We start from the raw sequence: 16,177 nt of genomic DNA, 5'->3' as shown, positions 1-16,177 counted from the left end.
CGTCCCCGTGCTGACCCTTCACGTCGCCGACGCCTCGCCCGGGAACGCCGTCCTGGTCGACGGCGCGCACATCGCCGCCGTCGGCCCGTACGAGGAACTGGCCGCCGCCCACCCGGACGCCCGGCTGCGGAAGTGGCCCGGCATCCTGACACCCGGACTGCTCAACCCGTACGGCCCGGAACTCCTGGAGCAGGCCTACCATCCCGACCCGCGCGAGGCGGACCGGCTCGGCACCGAGCCGCTGTTCGGCGAGCGCGCCCGGGACCTCCTCGGCGCGGGACCGTCCGTGCGGGGAGCCAGCGCCCGCCGCGGCGTCCAGCGCCTGCTGGCGCACGGCACGGTCGCGATCGCCGGTGAACTACGCGGCCGTGAGGCCCTGGACGCGGTCCGCAGGGCCGGGCTCGCCCTGGCGGGACGCCCGGCGTCCCTGCCCGGCCCCCCGGCGCTCTCCCCGGTGCCGCTCGTCCTGCTGCCGGGCCTCGCCGCCGGGAAGCCCGCGCGGTTCGCGGTGTTCGACGTGCCCGACCGCGCGGCCCTCGTCCGGGAGGGCGCGTCCACCTGCGTGGCCACCGTCGTGGCAGGCCGTCTGGTGCACCGCCGGCGCTGACCGCGCGGCCGTCCGGGAAGCCGCCGCGGGCGGACCGGGGAGCGGCTGCAAGAATGGGCCCGTGACGCGCGCATCCCTGGACAAGCAGCCGCATGAAGTCGCCTCGATGTTCGACGGCGTCGCGGAACGGTACGACCTGACCAACGACGTGCTCTCCCTCGGGCAGGACCGGCGATGGCGCAAGGAGGTCGCGAAGGCGGTCGACGCGCGGCCCGCGCAGAAGGTCCTGGACCTGGCGGCCGGCACCGGCACGTCGTCCCTGCCCTTCGCCCGCACCGGCGCCTACGTCGTCCCCTGCGACTTCTCCCAGGGCATGCTCCGCGTCGGCAAGCGGAACAACGCCTGGCTGCCGTACACGGCGGGCGACGCGACGAAGCTGCCGTTCAAGGACGACACCTTCGACGCCGTGACGATCTCCTTCGGGCTGCGCAACGTGCAGGACTTCGACAGCGCCCTGCGCGAGATGCACCGGGTGACCCGGCCCGGCGGCCGCGTCGTCATCTGCGAGTTCTCGCACCCGACGTGGGCGCCCTTCCGCACCGTCTACACCGAGTACCTGATGCGCGCACTGCCGCCGGCCGCCCGCGCGGTCTCCTCGAACCCGGACGCGTACGTCTACCTCGCCGAGTCCATCCGTGCCTGGCCCGACCAGCCGGCCCTCGCCGAGCGGCTGACCAAGGCGGGCTGGTCCAAGGTGGCCTGGCGGAACCTGACGGGCGGGGTCGTCGCCCTGCACCGCGGGTTCAAGCAGAGCTGACCACGGGGTAGGGGTCGCCGGGCTCGTCGAGCGCGCGGGGCCTGCCGCCCGACGGCGGGCGCGGTATGCGCGGCTCGCGGACTCCTCCGCCGCCCTCTCCCTCGCCGAAGTCGAACCAGACGGCGACCGTCGAGTCCCGCGGCACCGGGGTGCCGGGCCGCGGATACTGACGGACGACGTAGTCGACGACGACGAGAGCGAAGTCCGGCCGGTCGGGTGCGGTCAGGGACAGGCCGTGGGACTTGGCCGCCTCGCGGGCGTCCATGGCCATCAGCCCGACGAGTCGCGGGACCCGCACCTCGGGTGTCGTGGGTGTTGTGTGCACGGATGTCACCCCCAGCGGTCCTTGAAGGGTAGACCGCCGGGGGTGCCGTCCGGAAGCGCCACGTGTCTTTCTGTGACAGTCGGTTACTCTGCGTGCGTGGCCGGGGCGTTCAGATCGAGCCGGTAGCAGTGCCCCCGCCGGTCGTCCGGCGTGGCGAACACCTCCGCGAGCCGCATGCCCAGCCGCCGTGTCACCGCTATCGACCGCTCGTTGCGGGCGTCGACCATCGCGACGACCTCCGGCACCCCGGCGGCCCGGACCCGCTCCAGCGTCTGCCGCGCGGCCGCCGTGACATACCCCTTGCCCCACTGCTCCCGGGCCAGCCGCCAGCCGATCTCGATCTGCCCGGTGGGACCCCACTCCCGCTCCCAGGGCTGGGCGCCGGTGAAGCCGATGACGCGGTCGTCCTCGTCGAGCATCGTCCACAGGCAGAAGCCGCGCTCGGCGTCGTGCCGGCGCTGGCGGGCGGTGAGCTCCTCGTAGACGGAGAGTTCGGCGGCCCGGCCGCCGCGGAACTCCATGACGTCGGGATGGGCGAAGGCCCGGTGCCAGGCCACCGCGTCCTCGTCGGTGGGCACACGCAGCCGTACTACGGGCAGAGCTCGGTTCACAGGGCAGCCCTTCAGCCGGGTGATCAATTCTGCTGCATAGACTGCCCATGTCCAGTGCCCGTCGGCACGCAGATTTCGAACCTTGGGGAGTTCCCGCCGTGACCGAGCCCCTCTCCGAAAACACCGCCGATGTCATCGTCGTCGGAGCGGGCCCAGCCGGCTCCACCACCGCGTACCACCTCGCCAAGGCCGGACTCGACGTACTGCTCCTGGAGAAGACCGAGTTCCCCCGGGAGAAGGTCTGCGGGGACGGGCTGACCCCGCGCGCCACCAAGCAGCTCGTCGCCATGGGCATCGACATCTCCGAGGAGGCCGGCTGGCTGCGCAACAAGGGCCTGCGGATCATCGGCGGCGGCGTGCGCCTCCAGCTGGACTGGCCGGATCTCGCCTCCTTCCCCGACTACGGACTCGTCCGCAAGCGCGACGACTTCGACGAGCAGCTCGCCCGCCAGGCCCAGAAGGCGGGCGCCCGGCTCTACGAGCGCTGCAACGTCGGCGCCCCGATCCTCGACGACCGCACGGGCCGGATCATCGGCGTGCACGCCAAGCTCGGCGAGGAGAAGCGCGAGGTCACCTTCCGGGCGCCGCTCGTCGTCGCCGCCGACGGCAACTCCTCCCGGCTGTCCCTCGCGATGGGCCTGCACCGGCGCGAGGACCGCCCGATGGGCGTCGCCGTGCGGACGTACTTCGAGAGCCCCCGCCATGACGACGACTACCTGGAGTCCTGGCTGGAGCTGTGGGACCGCCGGGGTCCCGAGGACCGTCTGCTGCCGGGCTACGGCTGGATCTTCGGCATGGGCGACGGCACGTCCAACGTCGGACTCGGCGTCCTCAACACCTCCGATTCCTTCAAGGAACTCGACTGGCGCGAGGTCCTGAAGGCGTGGTGCGCCTCGATGCCGGAGGACTGGGGCTACACCCCGGAGAACATGACGGGCCCGATCCGCGGCGCCGCCCTGCCCATGGCCTTCAACCGCCAGCCGCACTACACCAAGGGCCTGCTCCTCGTCGGTGACGCCGGCGGCCTGGTGAACCCCTTCAACGGCGAGGGCATCGCCTACGCCATGGAGTCCGGGCAGATCGCCGCCGACGTCATCGTCCAGGCGCACGCCCGCTCGACCCCCGCGGGCCGGGAGATGGCCCTCCAGCGCTACCCGCGGGTCCTCAAGGACACCTACGGCGGCTACTACACGCTGGGCCGCGCCTTCGTGAAGCTCATCGGCAACCCGAAGGTCATGAAGATCGCCACCCAGCGCGGTCTGACCCACCCGATGCTGATGAGGTTCACGCTGAAGCTCCTGGCGAACCTCACCGACCCGACCGGCGGCGACGCGATGGACCGCATCATCAACGGCCTGAGCAAGGTGGCCCCGAAGGCCTGACCGGCCCCGCCCGGGGGAGCCCCCCGGGCACGCGTGAGGGCCGCTGCCCCCGAGCGGCTGCGGCCCTCACGTCGATCTTCTACGGCTCAGAGCACGCGGACCGCGCCCGACGCCGGGTAACCCGACAGGTCCTGGATGACGACGCCCTTGGAGGGGTTGGCCGCGTCCAGGTACTGGCCGTTACCGATGTAGACGCCCACATGGTAGGCGGAACCCTTGCCGCCCCAGTAGAGGATGTCGCCGACCTGGATCTGCGACAGCGGGATGTCGGTGCCCGCCATCGACTGGTCCTGGGAGACCCGCGGCAGGTCGACGCCGACCTGCTTGAAGGCGGCCTGCACGAGGCTGGAGCAGTCCCACGCGTTGGGGCCGGTGGCACCCATGACGTACGCGTCGCCGACCTGGGCCTTGAGGAACGAGATGACCGTCGCGACGCTGCCGCTCGCCGGGGCGGAGACGCTCGCGGAGGCGGACAGGGTGGCGCGCTCCGTGCTGCGGGACGCGGCGGCCTCTGCGGCGGCCTTACGGGCCTCCTCGGCCTTCTTCTTCGCCTCGGCCTTCTTCTTGGCCTGGGCGAGGTCCTTCTTGGCCTCCTCGGCCGCCGCGGCGGCGGCCGCGTCACGCTCGGCCTCGAGCTCGTAGTTCGCCGCCGCCAGCTGCGTGGCGTCCGCGGACTGGGCGAGCTGGTCCGCCAGGTCCCCCGAGAGGGTGGGCAGTTCGATGGTCTGCGTGACCGGCTCGGCGGCGTTCGCCGTGGCCGCAGCACCAGCCGCTGCCATGCTGAGGACGCCACCGGCAACTCCGGCGCGCATCGCGATCGTGGTCGACGCGGTGCGGCGGGGCTTCCGGTGGCTGCGTATGTGAGCGGTGTGGGACATGGGTACAACCGGTATCAGGGGCTCCTCCATACCTTCAAGAAACGTGGGCTGCGCCACAGTTGTTCAACGGACGCCCCAAATTCCCGGCGGAGCGCCCTTTATTGACGCCGTAACGGACATTGCGGACGGCCCTCATCCTGCCCGTGATCACGGTCTTTCATCATTAAGTCCGAATTGCCCCGCGCTTACCACTGGTTGGGACCAGTGGCCAAGCCCGGTTCTCACGGACCCCTGACAGGTGTGGCGGAGGTCACGCAACGGTCACGGGCTCGTGCGCGTCCGGTGCCCGGATCGCGCCTCCGGACTTCGTGAACGCGCGCACGCGTCCACATCGGTCCCCGCCGCTCCCTCTGATGTGTGAACGCGGTCCTCTATCAAGTCTTCCGGTCCAACTCCAATTTGCATGCACGGGAAGCCTCTTGATATGGAGACGCCCCCTCTGAGCTGCGCCGACGAGCGAAAATGTCACCTCTGGTGATCACTCGGACGCTTCACGTGCGAAGATCACCGCTCATCCGTGTTCATGATCGTTCGTCAGGTGGTGGAGATCACAAAGCTTGTGCAATACCCCGTGTCGCAGATCACAGACCGGCAGGCATAAGATGCGAGGCAGTTGGGCTTGTGACCTGCTTCACATGTTCTCGATCTTCGCCGGGACGAGCGGTGTTCGTGGGACCGGTGGGGCGGGTGAGCCCAGTGCAACCGCCAGCAGTCAGTGCCGACTGAGAGGAGCGAGGAGCGGTGAACGCGTATGCGCCCATCCTCGTACTGGGAGCCCTCGGGGCAGGCTTTGCGATCTTCTCCGTGGTCATGGCCACGCTGATCGGTCCGAAGCGGTACAACCGGGCCAAGCTCGAGGCTTATGAGTGCGGAATCGAGCCGACCCCCACGCCGGCCGGCGGCGGGCGCTTCCCCATCAAGTACTACCTGACGGCGATGCTCTTCATCATCTTCGATATCGAGATCGTCTTCCTCTACCCCTGGGCCGTCACCTTCGACTCCCTGGGGATCTTCGGGCTCGTGGAGATGCTGCTCTTCGTGCTCACCGTCTTCGTCGCGTACGCGTACGTATGGCGGCGCGGCGGCCTGGAATGGGACTGAGGGGCCTTTAGACATGGGACTCGAAGAAAAGCTGCCGAGCGGATTCCTGCTGACCACCGTCGAACAGGCCGCGGGCTGGGTGCGCAAGGCGTCCGTCTTCCCGGCCACCTTCGGCCTCGCCTGCTGCGCCATCGAGATGATGACGACCGGCGCCGGCCGCTACGACCTGGCGCGCTTCGGCATGGAGGTCTTCCGCGGATCGCCGCGCCAGGCCGACCTGATGATCGTCGCCGGCCGGGTCAGCCAGAAGATGGCGCCGGTGCTCCGGCAGGTCTACGACCAGATGCCGAACCCCAAGTGGGTGATCTCCATGGGGGTCTGCGCCTCCTCGGGCGGCATGTTCAACAACTACGCGATCGTCCAGGGCGTCGACCACATCGTCCCGGTCGACATCTATCTCCCGGGCTGTCCGCCACGGCCCGAGATGCTGATGGACGCCATCCTCAAGCTGCACCAGAAGATCCAGGGCTCCAAGCTCGGGGTCAACGCCGAGGAAGCGGCCCGTGAGGCGGAGGAAGCGGCGCTCAAGGCCCTGCCCACGATCGAGATGAAGGGGCTGCTGCGGTGAGCGACGCCAACGGCACCAACGGGGCGAACGGGTCGAACGGGGCGAACCCCGAGAAGGACCTGTCCGCCTCCAACCTCCCCGGCCAGCGGGGCCAGGGCGGCGAGGAGATCCGCGTCCAGCGCGGCATGTTCGGCGCCAACAACGGCGGCGACACCTCCGGTTACGGCGGCCTGGTCCGCTCGGTCCGCCTCCCGGGACCGGCGAGCCGCCCCTACGGCGGCTGGTTCGACGAGGTCGCCGACGAACTCGAGGGCGCACTGGAGGAACAGGGCCTGCTGCCCGACAACGCCATCGAGAAGACGGTCGTCGACCGCGACGAACTCACCTTCCACATCGAACGCGAGCACCTGCTCCGCGTCGCCCGGACCCTGCGCGACGACCCGGCCCTGCGCTTCGAGCTGTGCACGGGCGTCAGCGGCGTCCACTACCCGCACGACAAGGGCCGCGAGCTGCACGCCGTCTACCACCTGCGCTCGATCACCCACAACCGGCTGATCCGCCTGGAGGTCAGCGTCCCCGACAGCGACCCGCACGTCCCGTCGCTCGTCTCCGTGTACCCGACGAACGACTGGCACGAGCGCGAGACGTACGACTTCTTCGGCATCGTCTTCGACGGTCACCCCGCCCTGACGCGGATCATGATGCCGGACGACTGGCAGGGCCACCCGCAGCGCAAGGACTACCCCCTCGGCGGCATCGCCGTCGAGTACAAGGGCGCCCAGATCCCGGCTCCGGACCAGCGGAGGTCGTACTCGTGAGCACGCAGTCAGCATCGCCCCGTGAGACCACCGAGGGCACCGTCTACACGGTCACCGGCGGCGACTGGGACGAGGTCGTCGAGTCCGCGGCCAAGGCCGACGACGAGCGCATCGTCGTCAACATGGGCCCCCAGCACCCGTCCACCCACGGAGTGCTGCGCCTGATCCTGGAGATCGAGGGCGAGACGGTCACCGAAGCCCGCTGCGGCATCGGCTACCTCCACACCGGCATCGAGAAGAACCTCGAGTACCGGACCTGGACGCAGGGCACCACGTTCGTGACGCGCATGGACTACCTGACGTCCTTCTTCAACGAGACCGCCTACTGTCTCGCCGTCGAGAAGCTCCTCGGCATCGAGGACCAGATCAGCGAGCGCGCCAAGATCATCCGCGTGCTCCTGATGGAGCTGAACCGGCTCTCCTCCCACCTGGTGTGCATCGCCACCGGCGGCATGGAGCTCGGCGCCACCACGATCATGATCTACGGATTCCGTGATCGTGAAATGATTCTCGACATCTACGAGCTCATCACGGGCCTGCGGATGAACCACGCGTACATCCGCCCCGGCGGACTCGCGCAGGACCTGCCGCCCGGCGCGGTGGACCACATCCGCGAGTTCGTGAAGAAGATGAAGAAGAACCTCCCGGAGTACGACAAGCTCGCCACCGGGAACCCCATCTTCAAGGCCCGTATGCAGGACGTCGGCTACCTCGACCTGGCCGGCTGCATGGCCCTCGGCGCCACCGGCCCGATCCTGCGCTCCACCGGCCTCCCGCACGACCTGCGCAAGACGCAGCCGTACTGCGGCTACGAGACCTACGACTTCGAGGTCCCGACCGCCGACACCTGCGACTCCTACGGGCGCTTCCTGATCCGCCTGGAGGAGATGCGCCAGTCGCTCGGGATCGTCGAGCAGTGCCTGGACCGGCTCGAGCCGGGCCCGGTCATGGTCAGCGACAAGAAGATCGCCTGGCCCGCCCAGCTCGCCCTGGGCCCCGACGGGCTCGGCAACTCCCTCGACCACATCAAGAAGATCATGGGCACCTCCATGGAGGCCCTGATCCACCACTTCAAGCTGGTCACCGAGGGCTTCCGCGTCCCGCCGGGACAGGCCTACGCGGCCGTCGAGTCGCCCAAGGGCGAGCTCGGGGTGCACGCCGTCTCCGACGGAGGCACCCGCCCCTTCCGGGTCCACTTCCGCGACCCGTCCTTCACCAACCTGCAGGCCATGGCGGCGATGTGCGAGGGCGGCCAGGTCGCCGACGTCATCGTCGCCGTCGCGTCCATCGACCCCGTGATGGGAGGCGTCGACCGGTGACCACCTCATCTTCCGAGCGGGGCGTCAGCCTGGGCATGCCCGAACTGCCCGCGCCGGCCTACCCGGACGACGTCCGGGCCCGGCTGGAGACCGACGCGCGGGCGATCGTCGCGCGCTACCCGGACTCCCGGTCCGCCCTCCTGCCGATGCTGCACCTGGTGCAGTCGGAGGAGGGGCACGTCACGCGCACCGGCATGCGGTTCTGCGCGGACATGCTCGGCCTGACCACGGCCGAGGTGACCGCGGTCGCGACCTTCTACACCATGTACCGCCGCAAGCCCTCCGGCGACTACCAGGTGGGCGTGTGCACCAACACGCTGTGCGCGGTCATGGGCGGCGACGCCATCTTCGAGGAGCTCCAGGAGCACCTGGGCGTCGGCAACGGCGAGACCACCGGCGACGGCAAGGTCACCCTGGAGCACATCGAGTGCAACGCGGCCTGCGACTACGCCCCGGTCGTGATGGTCAACTGGGAGTTCTTCGACAACCAGACCCCCGACAGCGCCAAGCGGCTCGTCGACGACCTGCGTGCCGGCCGTGACGTGGCGCCCACACGCGGGGCCCGCCTGTGCACCTTCAAGGAGACCGCCCGGATCCTCGCCGGCTTCCCCGACGAGCGGCCCGGTGCCGTCGAGGAGGGCGGCAGCGCCGGACCGGCGTCACTGGTGGGCCTGCGCCTCGCGAGGGGGGAGGCCGCGCCCGCGCGTGTGGTCCACCCGCGCGACGGCGGCCCGCACGACGAGCAGCAGGACAGGACCGTGCACCACCCGTCGCCGGCTGAACACCTCAGCTCGCACGACGCGCCGCAGGATTCGTCCGCGTCCGACCCGGCCCACCCGGCAGGGCCTGTCGCCGAGGAGGGGGAGTGATGACATTGGCACCGGAGCTGAAGGAGAACAGTCCCGAGAAGCTGCTCGCACCCGTGCTGTCGGCCTTCTGGGACGAGGACCGGTCCTGGTCGCTCGACGTCTACCGCAGGCACGACGGGTACGAGGGGCTCCGCAAGGCGCTCGCCATGTCGCCGGACGACCTGATCGCCTACGTCAAGGACTCCGGTCTGCGCGGGCGCGGCGGCGCGGGATTCCCCACCGGGATGAAGTGGCAGTTCATCCCGCAGGGAGACGGAAAGCCGCACTATCTCGTTGTCAACGCCGACGAGTCGGAGCCGGGGACCTGCAAGGACATCCCGCTCCTCTTCGCGAACCCGCACAGCCTCATCGAGGGCATCGTGATCGCGTGCTACGCCATCCGGTCGTCGCACGCCTTCATCTATCTGCGGGGTGAAGTCGTCCCCGTCCTGCGGCGGTTGCACGAGGCCGTGCGCGAGGCCTACGCGGCGGGCTACCTCGGCAAGGACATCCTGGGCAGCGGACTCGACCTCGAACTCACCGTGCACGCCGGCGCCGGCGCGTACATCTGCGGTGAGGAGACCGCGCTGCTCGACTCGCTCGAGGGCCGCCGTGGGCAACCGCGACTGCGTCCTCCCTTCCCGGCTGTGGCAGGTCTCTACGCCTGTCCCACTGTGGTGAACAACGTCGAGTCGATCGCGTCGGTTCCCGCCATCCTGAACCGGGGCAAAGAGTGGTTCCGCTCGATGGGCAGCGAGAAGTCCCCGGGCTTCACGCTGTACTCGCTCAGCGGCCATGTCGCCAGCCCCGGCCAGTACGAGGCCCCGCTCGGCATCACCCTGCGCCAGCTGCTCGACATGAGCGGCGGCATGCGGCCCGGGCACCGGCTGAAGTTCTGGACGCCGGGCGGCTCGTCCACGCCGATGTTCACCGACGAGCACCTCGACGTCCCCCTCGACTACGAAGGGGTGGGCGCCGCCGGCTCCATGCTCGGCACCAAGGCGCTCCAGTGCTTCGACGAGACGACCTGCGTGGTCCGCGCCGTCACCCGCTGGACCGAGTTCTACGCCCACGAGTCCTGCGGCAAGTGCACGCCCTGCCGCGAAGGCACGTACTGGCTCGTGCAGTTGCTGCGCGACATCGAGGCCGGCAAGGGCGTGATGAGCGACCTCGACAAGCTGAACGACATCGCCGACAACATCAACGGCAAGTCCTTCTGCGCCCTCGGCGACGGCGCCGCCTCGCCGATCTTCTCCTCGCTGAAGTACTTCCGCGAGGAGTACGAGGAGCACATCACGGGCCGTGGCTGCCCCTTCGACCCGGCCAGGTCGACGGCCTGGGCCGACCACCGCACGGAGGTGAACGCATGACTGTGACCACCAGCGCTCCCTCCGGAGGGGGAGAGGCGGCGGTCCCGCCGGAGGACCTCGTGACGCTGACGATCGACGGCGCCGAGATCAGCGTGCCCAAGGGCACCCTGGTCATCCGGGCCGCCGAGGAGCTCGGCATCGAGATCCCGCGCTTCTGCGACCACCCGCTCCTCGACCCGGCCGGCGCCTGCCGCCAGTGCATCGTCGAGGTCGAGGGCCAGCGCAAGCCGATGGCGTCCTGCACGATCACGTGCACCGACGGCATGGTCGTGAAGACGCACCTCACCTCGCCGGTCGCGGAGAAGGCGCAGAAGGGTGTGATGGAGCTCCTGCTCATCAACCACCCGCTGGACTGCCCCGTCTGCGACAAGGGCGGCGAGTGCCCGCTGCAGAACCAGGCGATGTCGCACGGCGCCGCCGAGTCCCGCTTCGAGGGCCGCAAGCGCACGTACGAGAAGCCCGTCCCGATCTCCACGCAGGTGCTGCTCGACCGTGAGCGGTGCGTACTGTGTGCCCGCTGCACCCGGTTCTCCAACCAGGTCGCGGGCGACCCGATGATCGAGCTGGTCGAGCGCGGCGCCCTCCAGCAGGTCGGCACCGGCGAGGGCGACCCGTTCGAGTCGTACTTCTCCGGCAACACCATCCAGATCTGCCCGGTCGGCGCGCTCACCTCGGCGGCGTACCGATTCCGCTCCCGGCCCTTCGACCTGGTCTCCTCGCCGTCGGTGTGCGAGCACTGCTCGGGCGGCTGCGCCACCCGCACCGACCACCGGCGCGGCAAGGTCATGCGGCGCCTCGCGGCGAACGACCCCGAGGTCAACGAGGAGTGGATCTGCGACAAGGGGCGGTTCGCGTTCCGCTACGCCCAGCAGCGTGACCGGCTGGACACCCCGCTGGTACGCAACGCCGAGGGCGACCTCGAACCGGCGTCCTGGCCGGAGGCGCTCCAGATCGCCGCCCAGGGGCTGCTCGCCTCGCGCGGCCGGACCGGTGTGCTGACCGGCGGCCGGCTCACCGTCGAGGACGCCTACGCGTACAGCAAGTTCGCGCGGGTGGCCCTCGACACCAACGACATCGACTTCCGCGCGCGGGCGCACAGCGGCGAGGAGGCCGACTTCCTCGCCGCGCAGATCGCCGGCCGGGGACGCGACCTCGACGGCAGCGGAGTCACCTACACCTCCCTGGAGAAGGCGCCCGCCGTCCTGCTGGCCGGGTTCGAGGCCGAGGAGGAGGCACCCGGCGTCTTCCTGCGGCTGCGCAAGGCGTGGCGCAAGCACGGCCAGCGGGTCTTCTCCCTGGCGACGCACACGACCCGCGGGCTGGAGAAGGCCGGCGGCACCCTGCTGCCCGCCGCTCCCGGCACCGAGACCAAGTGGCTGGACGCGCTGGCCGCCGGCACCGGCCTGGAGGGCCCGGGCGCCGAGGCGGCGGGGGCGCTGCGCACCGAGGGTGCCGTGATCGCCGTCGGTGAACGGCTTGCCGCCGTCCCGGGCGGGCTCACCGCCGCCGTACGGGCCGCGGCCGCCACCGGCGCCCAGCTGGTGTGGATCCCGCGCCGGGCCGGGGAGCGGGCCGCCGTCGAGGTGGGCGCGCTGCCGTCGCTGCTGCCCGGCGGGCGTCCCGCGACCGACCCGCGCGCGCGGGACGAGGTCGCCGCCCTGTGGGGCGTCGCCGAACTCCCGTCCCGCTACGGCCGCGACACCGGCCAGATCGTGGAGGCCGCCGCGCGCGGCGAGCTCCAGGCCCTGCTGGTCGCGGGCGTCGAGGTCGCCGACCTGCCGGACCCGGCACGCGCGCGTGAGGCACTCGCGGAGGTCGGCTTCGTGGTGTCGCTGGAGCTGCGGCCCAGCGAGGTGACCGAGCTCGCCGACGTGGTGCTGCCGGTGGCCGCCGTCGCCGAGAAGGCCGGCACCTTCCTCAACTGGGAGGGCAGGGTGCGCTTCTTCGAGGCCGCGCTGAAGCCCGACCAGATGACCCGCCGGCCGGCCCCGACCGACGCGCGCGTCCTGCAGATGCTGGCCGACGCCATGGACGTGCACCTGGGGCTGCCCGATCTGCGCACCACGCGCGCGGAGATCGACCGGCTCGGCCCCTGGGACGGCCCGCGCGCCGACCAGCCGCTGGAGATCGCCGCCCAGCTGCCGCGTCCGGCGGCCGGTGAGGCCGTCCTCGCCGGGCACCGGCTCCTGCTCGACCAGGGTCTGCTCCAGCAGGGCGACGAGGCGCTCGCCGGCACCCGGCACGCCGCCCACGCGCGCGTGTCGGCCGCCACGGCCGCCGAGGCGGGCGTGAAGGACGGCGACGTGCTCGCCGTCACCGGGCCCATCGGAGTCGTCGAACTGCCGCTGCTGGTCACGGAGATGCCCGACCGGGTGGTGTGGCTGCCGCTGAACTCCGTGGGCGCGGGCGTCGCCTCCGACACCGGGGCGCTGCCCGGCTCACTCGTCCGCATCGGCCCGGCGACCCTCACGTCCGAGGCCCCCGAGGAGGTGGAGGCATGAGCGCGTACTCCCTCGCCGCTGAGGACCTCTCGATGTTCGGCCGCGACCCCTGGTGGCTGGTCGTCGTCAAGGCGGTGTTCTGCTTCGCCTTCCTGATGGTGACCGTGCTGTTCTCCATCGTGTGGGAGCGCAAGGTCGTCGCCTGGATGCAGCTGCGCATCGGCCCCAACCGGCACGGCCCCTGGGGCATGCTCCAGTCGCTCGCCGACGGCATCAAGCTGATGCTCAAGGAAGACGTCATCGTCAAGCGCGCCGACAAGGTGGTGTACGTCCTCGCGCCGATCGTCGCGGCCATCCCGGCCTTCATGGCGATCGCGGTGATCCCCTTCGGCCCGGCCGGCAACGAGATCTCGATCTTCGGCCAGCGCACCACGATGCAGCTCACCGACCTGCCGATCGCGATGCTCTACATCCTCGCGGTCGCCTCGGTCGGCATCTACGGCATCGTGCTCGCGGGCTGGAGCTCCGGATCGACGTACCCGCTGCTCGGCGGTCTGCGCTCCTGCGCGCAGATGATCTCCTACGAGATCGCCATGGGTGCCGCGTTCGCCTCCGTGTTCCTCTACTCCGGGTCGATGTCCACCTCCGCGATCGTCGAGGCGCAGCACGACCGCTGGTACATCGTCCTGCTGCCGGTGTCGTTCCTGATCTACATCGTGACGATGGTCGGCGAGACCAACCGTGCCCCCTTCGACATGCCGGAGTCCGAGGGCGACCTGGTCGGCGGCTTCAACACCGAGTACTCGTCCATCAAGTTCGCGATGTTCATGCTCGCCGAGTACGTGAACATGGTGACGGTCTCGGCGGTGTCCGTGACGCTCTTCCTGGGCGGCTGGCGGGCCCCGTACCCGATCAGCTCCTTCTGGGAGGGCGCGAACCACGGCTGGTGGCCGCTGCTCTGGTTCGTCATCAAGGTGCAGCTGCTGCTGTTCTTCTTCATCTGGCTGCGCGGCACCCTGCCCCGCGTCCGCTACGACCAGCTGATGAAGCTCGGCTGGAAGGTCCTCATCCCGGTCTCCGTCGTCTGGCTGATGCTGGTCGCGACCGTGCGGACCCTGCGCAACGAGAACTACGACTTCGCGGACATCGCCCTCTACATCGGCGGCGGAGTCATCGCGCTCCTGCTGCTCTCCGTCATCGCGGACCTCTTCCGCGAGAAGGCGAAGGGCGCGGCCCGGACCGACGAGGAACCCGCCGCGTTCGACCCGATGGCCGGGGGCTTCCCCGTACCGCCGCTGCCCGGACAGGAGCTGCCGCCCGTCCCGCGGCGCCGGCCGCGCCGGGAGCGGGAGCTGATTGTCAGTGGCGGGTCCGATACTCACAGTGACGGATCTCTGGATGGAAAGGAGGCGTCCGATGGCTGAGGAGCCAAAGGAGACCGGGCAGACGAAGCACGGCTTCCAGAACCCCGTGGCCGGCTTCGGCGTGACCTTCAAGGCCATGTTCAAGAAGCGGCTGACCGAGCAGTACCCGGAGCAGGAGAAGACCACCGCTCCGCGCTTCCACGGACGGCACCAGCTCAACCGCCATCCGGACGGCCTGGAGAAGTGCGTCGGCTGCGAGCTGTGCGCCTGGGCCTGCCCCGCCGACGCCATCTACGTCGAAGGCGCCGACAACACCGACGAGGAGCGCTACTCGCCCGGCGAGCGGTACGGCCGCGTCTACCAGATCAACTACGCCCGCTGCATCCTGTGCGGCCTGTGCATCGAGGCGTGCCCCACACGCGCGCTCACGATGACCAACGAGTTCGAGCTGGCGGACTCCAGCCGCGCCAACCTCATCTACACCAAGGAGCAGCTGCTCGCCGGTCTGGAGGAGGGCATGGTCGACTCGCCCCACGCCATCTACCCCGGCACCGACGAGCAGGACTACTACCGGGGTCTGGTGACGGAGGCCGCGCCGGGCACGACCCGGCAGGTCGCGGTCTCCAAGGGCGAGGTCCCGCAGGAGGGCGCCTCGACCTTCGGCGAGGACGAGCCGGCGTCGGGGAAGGTGGTCGGCCGATGAGCGCCCAGATCGCCGCCGCCTACTCCACCTCCACCGGCGAGGCCGTGCAGTTCTGGATCCTCGGCACCGTCGCCGTACTGGGCGCCCTGTGCACCGTCTTCCTCAAGAGGGCCGTGCACAGCGCGCTCTGCCTCGCCGGCACGATGATCATCCTCGCGGTGTTCTACCTGGCCAACGGCGCCTACTTCCTGGGCGTCGTGCAGATCGTCGTCTACACCGGCGCGATCATGATGCTGTTCCTCTTCGTGGTGATGCTGGTCGGCGTGACGGCCGCGGACTCCCTGAAGGAGACCATCAAGGGCCAGCGCTGGCTGGCCCTTCTGTGTGGCCTCGGCTTCGGCATCCTGCTGTTCGCCGGCATCGGGAACGCCTCGCTGCGCCAGTTCGACGGCCTCGCGCAGGCCAACGCGAACGGCAATGTGGAGGGCCTGGCCACCCTCATCTTCACGCAGTACGTCTTCGCGTTCGAGATCACGGGCGCCCTGCTCATCACCGCCGCGGTCGGCGCCATGGTGCTCACGCACCGCGAGCGCACCGAGCGCGCCAAGACCCAGCGCGAGCTGGCCGAGGAGCGCGTGCGCGCCGGCAAGCACGTACCGCCGCTCCCGGCGCCCGGCGTCTACGCCCGGCACAACGCCGTGGACATCGCCGGTCTGCTGCCCGACGGGACCCCGTCCGACCTCACCGTCAGCAAGACGCTGCGTGAGCGCGGGCAGATCCGGGACGTGTCCAGCGAGGCGCTCAACGACCTGCGGGCGCTGGAGCAGCGTGCGGCGGAGCGCCTGGAGCGGACCGCGATCGAGCCGTCCACCTTCAAGCGTCCGGAGGAGGCGTCCAAGTGAACCCGGTCAACTACGTCTACCTCGCGGCCCTGTTGTTCACGATCGGCGCCACCGGCGTGCTGATCAGGCGCAACGCGATCGTCCTCTTCATGTGCGTCGAGCTGATGCTCAACGCCTGCAACCTCACGCTGGTGGCGTTCTCCCGGATGCACGGCAATCTGGACGGCCAGATCATCGCCTTCTTCACGATGGTCGTGGCCGCCGCGGAGGTCGTCGTCGGGCTCGCGATCATCGTGTCGCTGTTCCGTTCCCGCCACTCGGCCTCGGTCGACGACGCCAGCCTGATGAAGCTCTGAGGGGTCG

Annotated in this window: 17 protein-coding genes; 14 read left to right on the top strand and 3 right to left on the bottom strand. The window is 70.2% G+C overall.

All coding sequences use genetic code 11. The annotated features are described in order from the left end of the window. Positions 1-7: 7 nt before the first annotated feature. Positions 8-607 carry a hypothetical protein gene (locus ACFV46_RS03935; RefSeq protein WP_361925517.1) on the top strand — a complete coding sequence of 200 codons (600 nt, stop codon included), beginning with the start codon at positions 8-10 and terminating at the stop codon, positions 605-607. A gap of 61 nt (positions 608-668) precedes the next feature. Continuing rightward, entirely contained in the window at positions 669-1,364 is a 696-nt protein-coding gene (locus ACFV46_RS03930; protein ID WP_385496919.1) for a demethylmenaquinone methyltransferase, read from the top strand. Here ACFV46_RS03930 and ACFV46_RS03925 read toward each other — a convergent pair. Next, entirely contained in the window at positions 1,351-1,689 is a 339-nt protein-coding gene (locus ACFV46_RS03925; protein ID WP_385496917.1) for a PASTA domain-containing protein, read from the bottom strand. The two genes, ACFV46_RS03930 and ACFV46_RS03925, sit on opposite strands and share 14 nt — an antisense overlap. Positions 1,690-1,772: 83 nt before the next feature. Next, positions 1,773-2,327, bottom strand: coding sequence for a GNAT family N-acetyltransferase (locus ACFV46_RS03920; protein ID WP_385496916.1), 555 nt, complete (start codon positions 2,325-2,327; stop codon positions 1,773-1,775). A gap of 20 nt (positions 2,328-2,347) precedes the next feature. Between ACFV46_RS03920 and ACFV46_RS03915 the strand changes: the two genes are divergently transcribed. Then, positions 2,348-3,682 (top strand): geranylgeranyl reductase family protein, encoded by a 1,335-nt coding sequence (locus tag ACFV46_RS03915; RefSeq protein WP_385496915.1) that lies wholly within the window; start codon positions 2,348-2,350, stop codon positions 3,680-3,682. An 86-nt stretch (positions 3,683-3,768) separates the two neighbouring features. Here the strand turns inward: ACFV46_RS03915 and ACFV46_RS03910 are convergent, their stop codons facing one another. After that, positions 3,769-4,590 (bottom strand): C40 family peptidase, encoded by an 822-nt coding sequence (locus ACFV46_RS03910; RefSeq protein ID WP_361925527.1) that lies wholly within the window; start codon positions 4,588-4,590, stop codon positions 3,769-3,771. A gap of 711 nt (positions 4,591-5,301) precedes the next feature. On the opposite strand from ACFV46_RS03910, the gene ACFV46_RS03905 reads away from it, so the two are divergent. The 11 genes from ACFV46_RS03905 to nuoK are packed head-to-tail and all read left to right on the top strand — an operon-like array spanning position 5,302 to position 16,170. Further along, positions 5,302-5,661 (top strand): NADH-quinone oxidoreductase subunit A, encoded by a 360-nt coding sequence (locus tag ACFV46_RS03905; protein ID WP_030950624.1) that lies wholly within the window; start codon positions 5,302-5,304, stop codon positions 5,659-5,661. A 13-nt stretch (positions 5,662-5,674) separates the two neighbouring features. After that, positions 5,675-6,229, top strand: a complete 555-nt coding sequence (locus tag ACFV46_RS03900; protein WP_030494814.1) for an NADH-quinone oxidoreductase subunit B family protein — start codon at positions 5,675-5,677, stop codon at positions 6,227-6,229. Further along, a complete protein-coding gene (locus ACFV46_RS03895) occupies positions 6,226-6,987 on the top strand; it encodes an NADH-quinone oxidoreductase subunit C (protein WP_385496914.1) in 762 nt (253 codons plus the stop codon). Before ACFV46_RS03900 ends, ACFV46_RS03895 begins: the two co-directional genes overlap by 4 nt. Continuing rightward, entirely contained in the window at positions 6,984-8,306 is a 1,323-nt protein-coding gene (locus ACFV46_RS03890; RefSeq protein ID WP_361925531.1) for an NADH-quinone oxidoreductase subunit D, read from the top strand. Before ACFV46_RS03895 ends, ACFV46_RS03890 begins: the two co-directional genes overlap by 4 nt. Further along, on the top strand, positions 8,303-9,175 hold the full coding sequence (gene nuoE, locus ACFV46_RS03885) for an NADH-quinone oxidoreductase subunit NuoE (protein ID WP_361925533.1): 873 nt from the start codon (positions 8,303-8,305) through the stop codon (positions 9,173-9,175). The genes ACFV46_RS03890 and nuoE overlap by 4 nt, the downstream gene beginning before the upstream one ends. Beyond that, on the top strand, positions 9,175-10,524 hold the full coding sequence (gene nuoF / locus ACFV46_RS03880) for an NADH-quinone oxidoreductase subunit NuoF (RefSeq protein ID WP_385496913.1): 1,350 nt from the start codon (positions 9,175-9,177) through the stop codon (positions 10,522-10,524). The genes nuoE and nuoF overlap by 1 nt, the downstream gene beginning before the upstream one ends. Then, the gene (locus ACFV46_RS03875) at positions 10,521-13,025 is read left to right on the top strand and encodes an NADH-quinone oxidoreductase subunit G (protein WP_385496911.1); all 2,505 of its coding nucleotides are present in this window, start codon (positions 10,521-10,523) and stop codon (positions 13,023-13,025) included. Before nuoF ends, ACFV46_RS03875 begins: the two co-directional genes overlap by 4 nt. Beyond that, positions 13,022-14,389: an NADH-quinone oxidoreductase subunit NuoH gene (nuoH, locus tag ACFV46_RS03870; protein ID WP_385496910.1), complete on the top strand. Its 1,368-nt coding sequence runs from the start codon at positions 13,022-13,024 to the stop codon at positions 14,387-14,389. The genes ACFV46_RS03875 and nuoH overlap by 4 nt, the downstream gene beginning before the upstream one ends. After that, entirely contained in the window at positions 14,382-15,032 is a 651-nt protein-coding gene (gene nuoI, locus ACFV46_RS03865) for an NADH-quinone oxidoreductase subunit NuoI (RefSeq protein ID WP_385496909.1), read from the top strand. The genes nuoH and nuoI overlap by 8 nt, the downstream gene beginning before the upstream one ends. Further along, complete coding sequence (locus ACFV46_RS03860; RefSeq protein WP_361925543.1) at positions 15,029-15,874, top strand: NADH-quinone oxidoreductase subunit J; 846 nt, start codon at positions 15,029-15,031, stop codon at positions 15,872-15,874. Before nuoI ends, ACFV46_RS03860 begins: the two co-directional genes overlap by 4 nt. Continuing rightward, positions 15,871-16,170, top strand: a complete 300-nt coding sequence (gene nuoK, locus ACFV46_RS03855) for an NADH-quinone oxidoreductase subunit NuoK (RefSeq protein WP_062664186.1) — start codon at positions 15,871-15,873, stop codon at positions 16,168-16,170. The genes ACFV46_RS03860 and nuoK overlap by 4 nt, the downstream gene beginning before the upstream one ends. The last annotated feature ends 7 nt before the right edge of the window (positions 16,171-16,177 follow it).

Source organism: Streptomyces sp. NPDC059852 (genome assembly GCF_042731455.1).
In the GTDB taxonomy this organism is placed as follows: domain Bacteria; phylum Actinomycetota; class Actinomycetes; order Streptomycetales; family Streptomycetaceae; genus Streptomyces.
This window is presented reverse-complemented; position numbering and strand designations above follow the sequence as displayed.

Excerpts from the sequence above, each read along its gene's own strand:
- ACFV46_RS03860 (WP_361925543.1), top strand. The coding sequence starts at position 15,029 with ATGAGCGCCCAGATCGCCGCCGCCTACTCCACCTCCACCGGCGAGGCC.
- nuoF (WP_385496913.1), top strand. The coding sequence starts at position 9,175 with ATGACATTGGCACCGGAGCTGAAGGAGAACAGTCCCGAGAAGCTGCTC.
- nuoI (WP_385496909.1), top strand. The coding sequence starts at position 14,382 with ATGGCTGAGGAGCCAAAGGAGACCGGGCAGACGAAGCACGGCTTCCAG.
- ACFV46_RS03900 (WP_030494814.1), top strand. The coding sequence starts at position 5,675 with ATGGGACTCGAAGAAAAGCTGCCGAGCGGATTCCTGCTGACCACCGTC.
- ACFV46_RS03875 (WP_385496911.1), top strand. The coding sequence starts at position 10,521 with ATGACTGTGACCACCAGCGCTCCCTCCGGAGGGGGAGAGGCGGCGGTC.
- nuoH (WP_385496910.1), top strand. The coding sequence starts at position 13,022 with ATGAGCGCGTACTCCCTCGCCGCTGAGGACCTCTCGATGTTCGGCCGC.
- ACFV46_RS03915 (WP_385496915.1), top strand. The coding sequence starts at position 2,348 with ATGTCCAGTGCCCGTCGGCACGCAGATTTCGAACCTTGGGGAGTTCCC.
- ACFV46_RS03910 (WP_361925527.1), bottom strand. The coding sequence starts at position 4,590 with ATGGAGGAGCCCCTGATACCGGTTGTACCCATGTCCCACACCGCTCAC.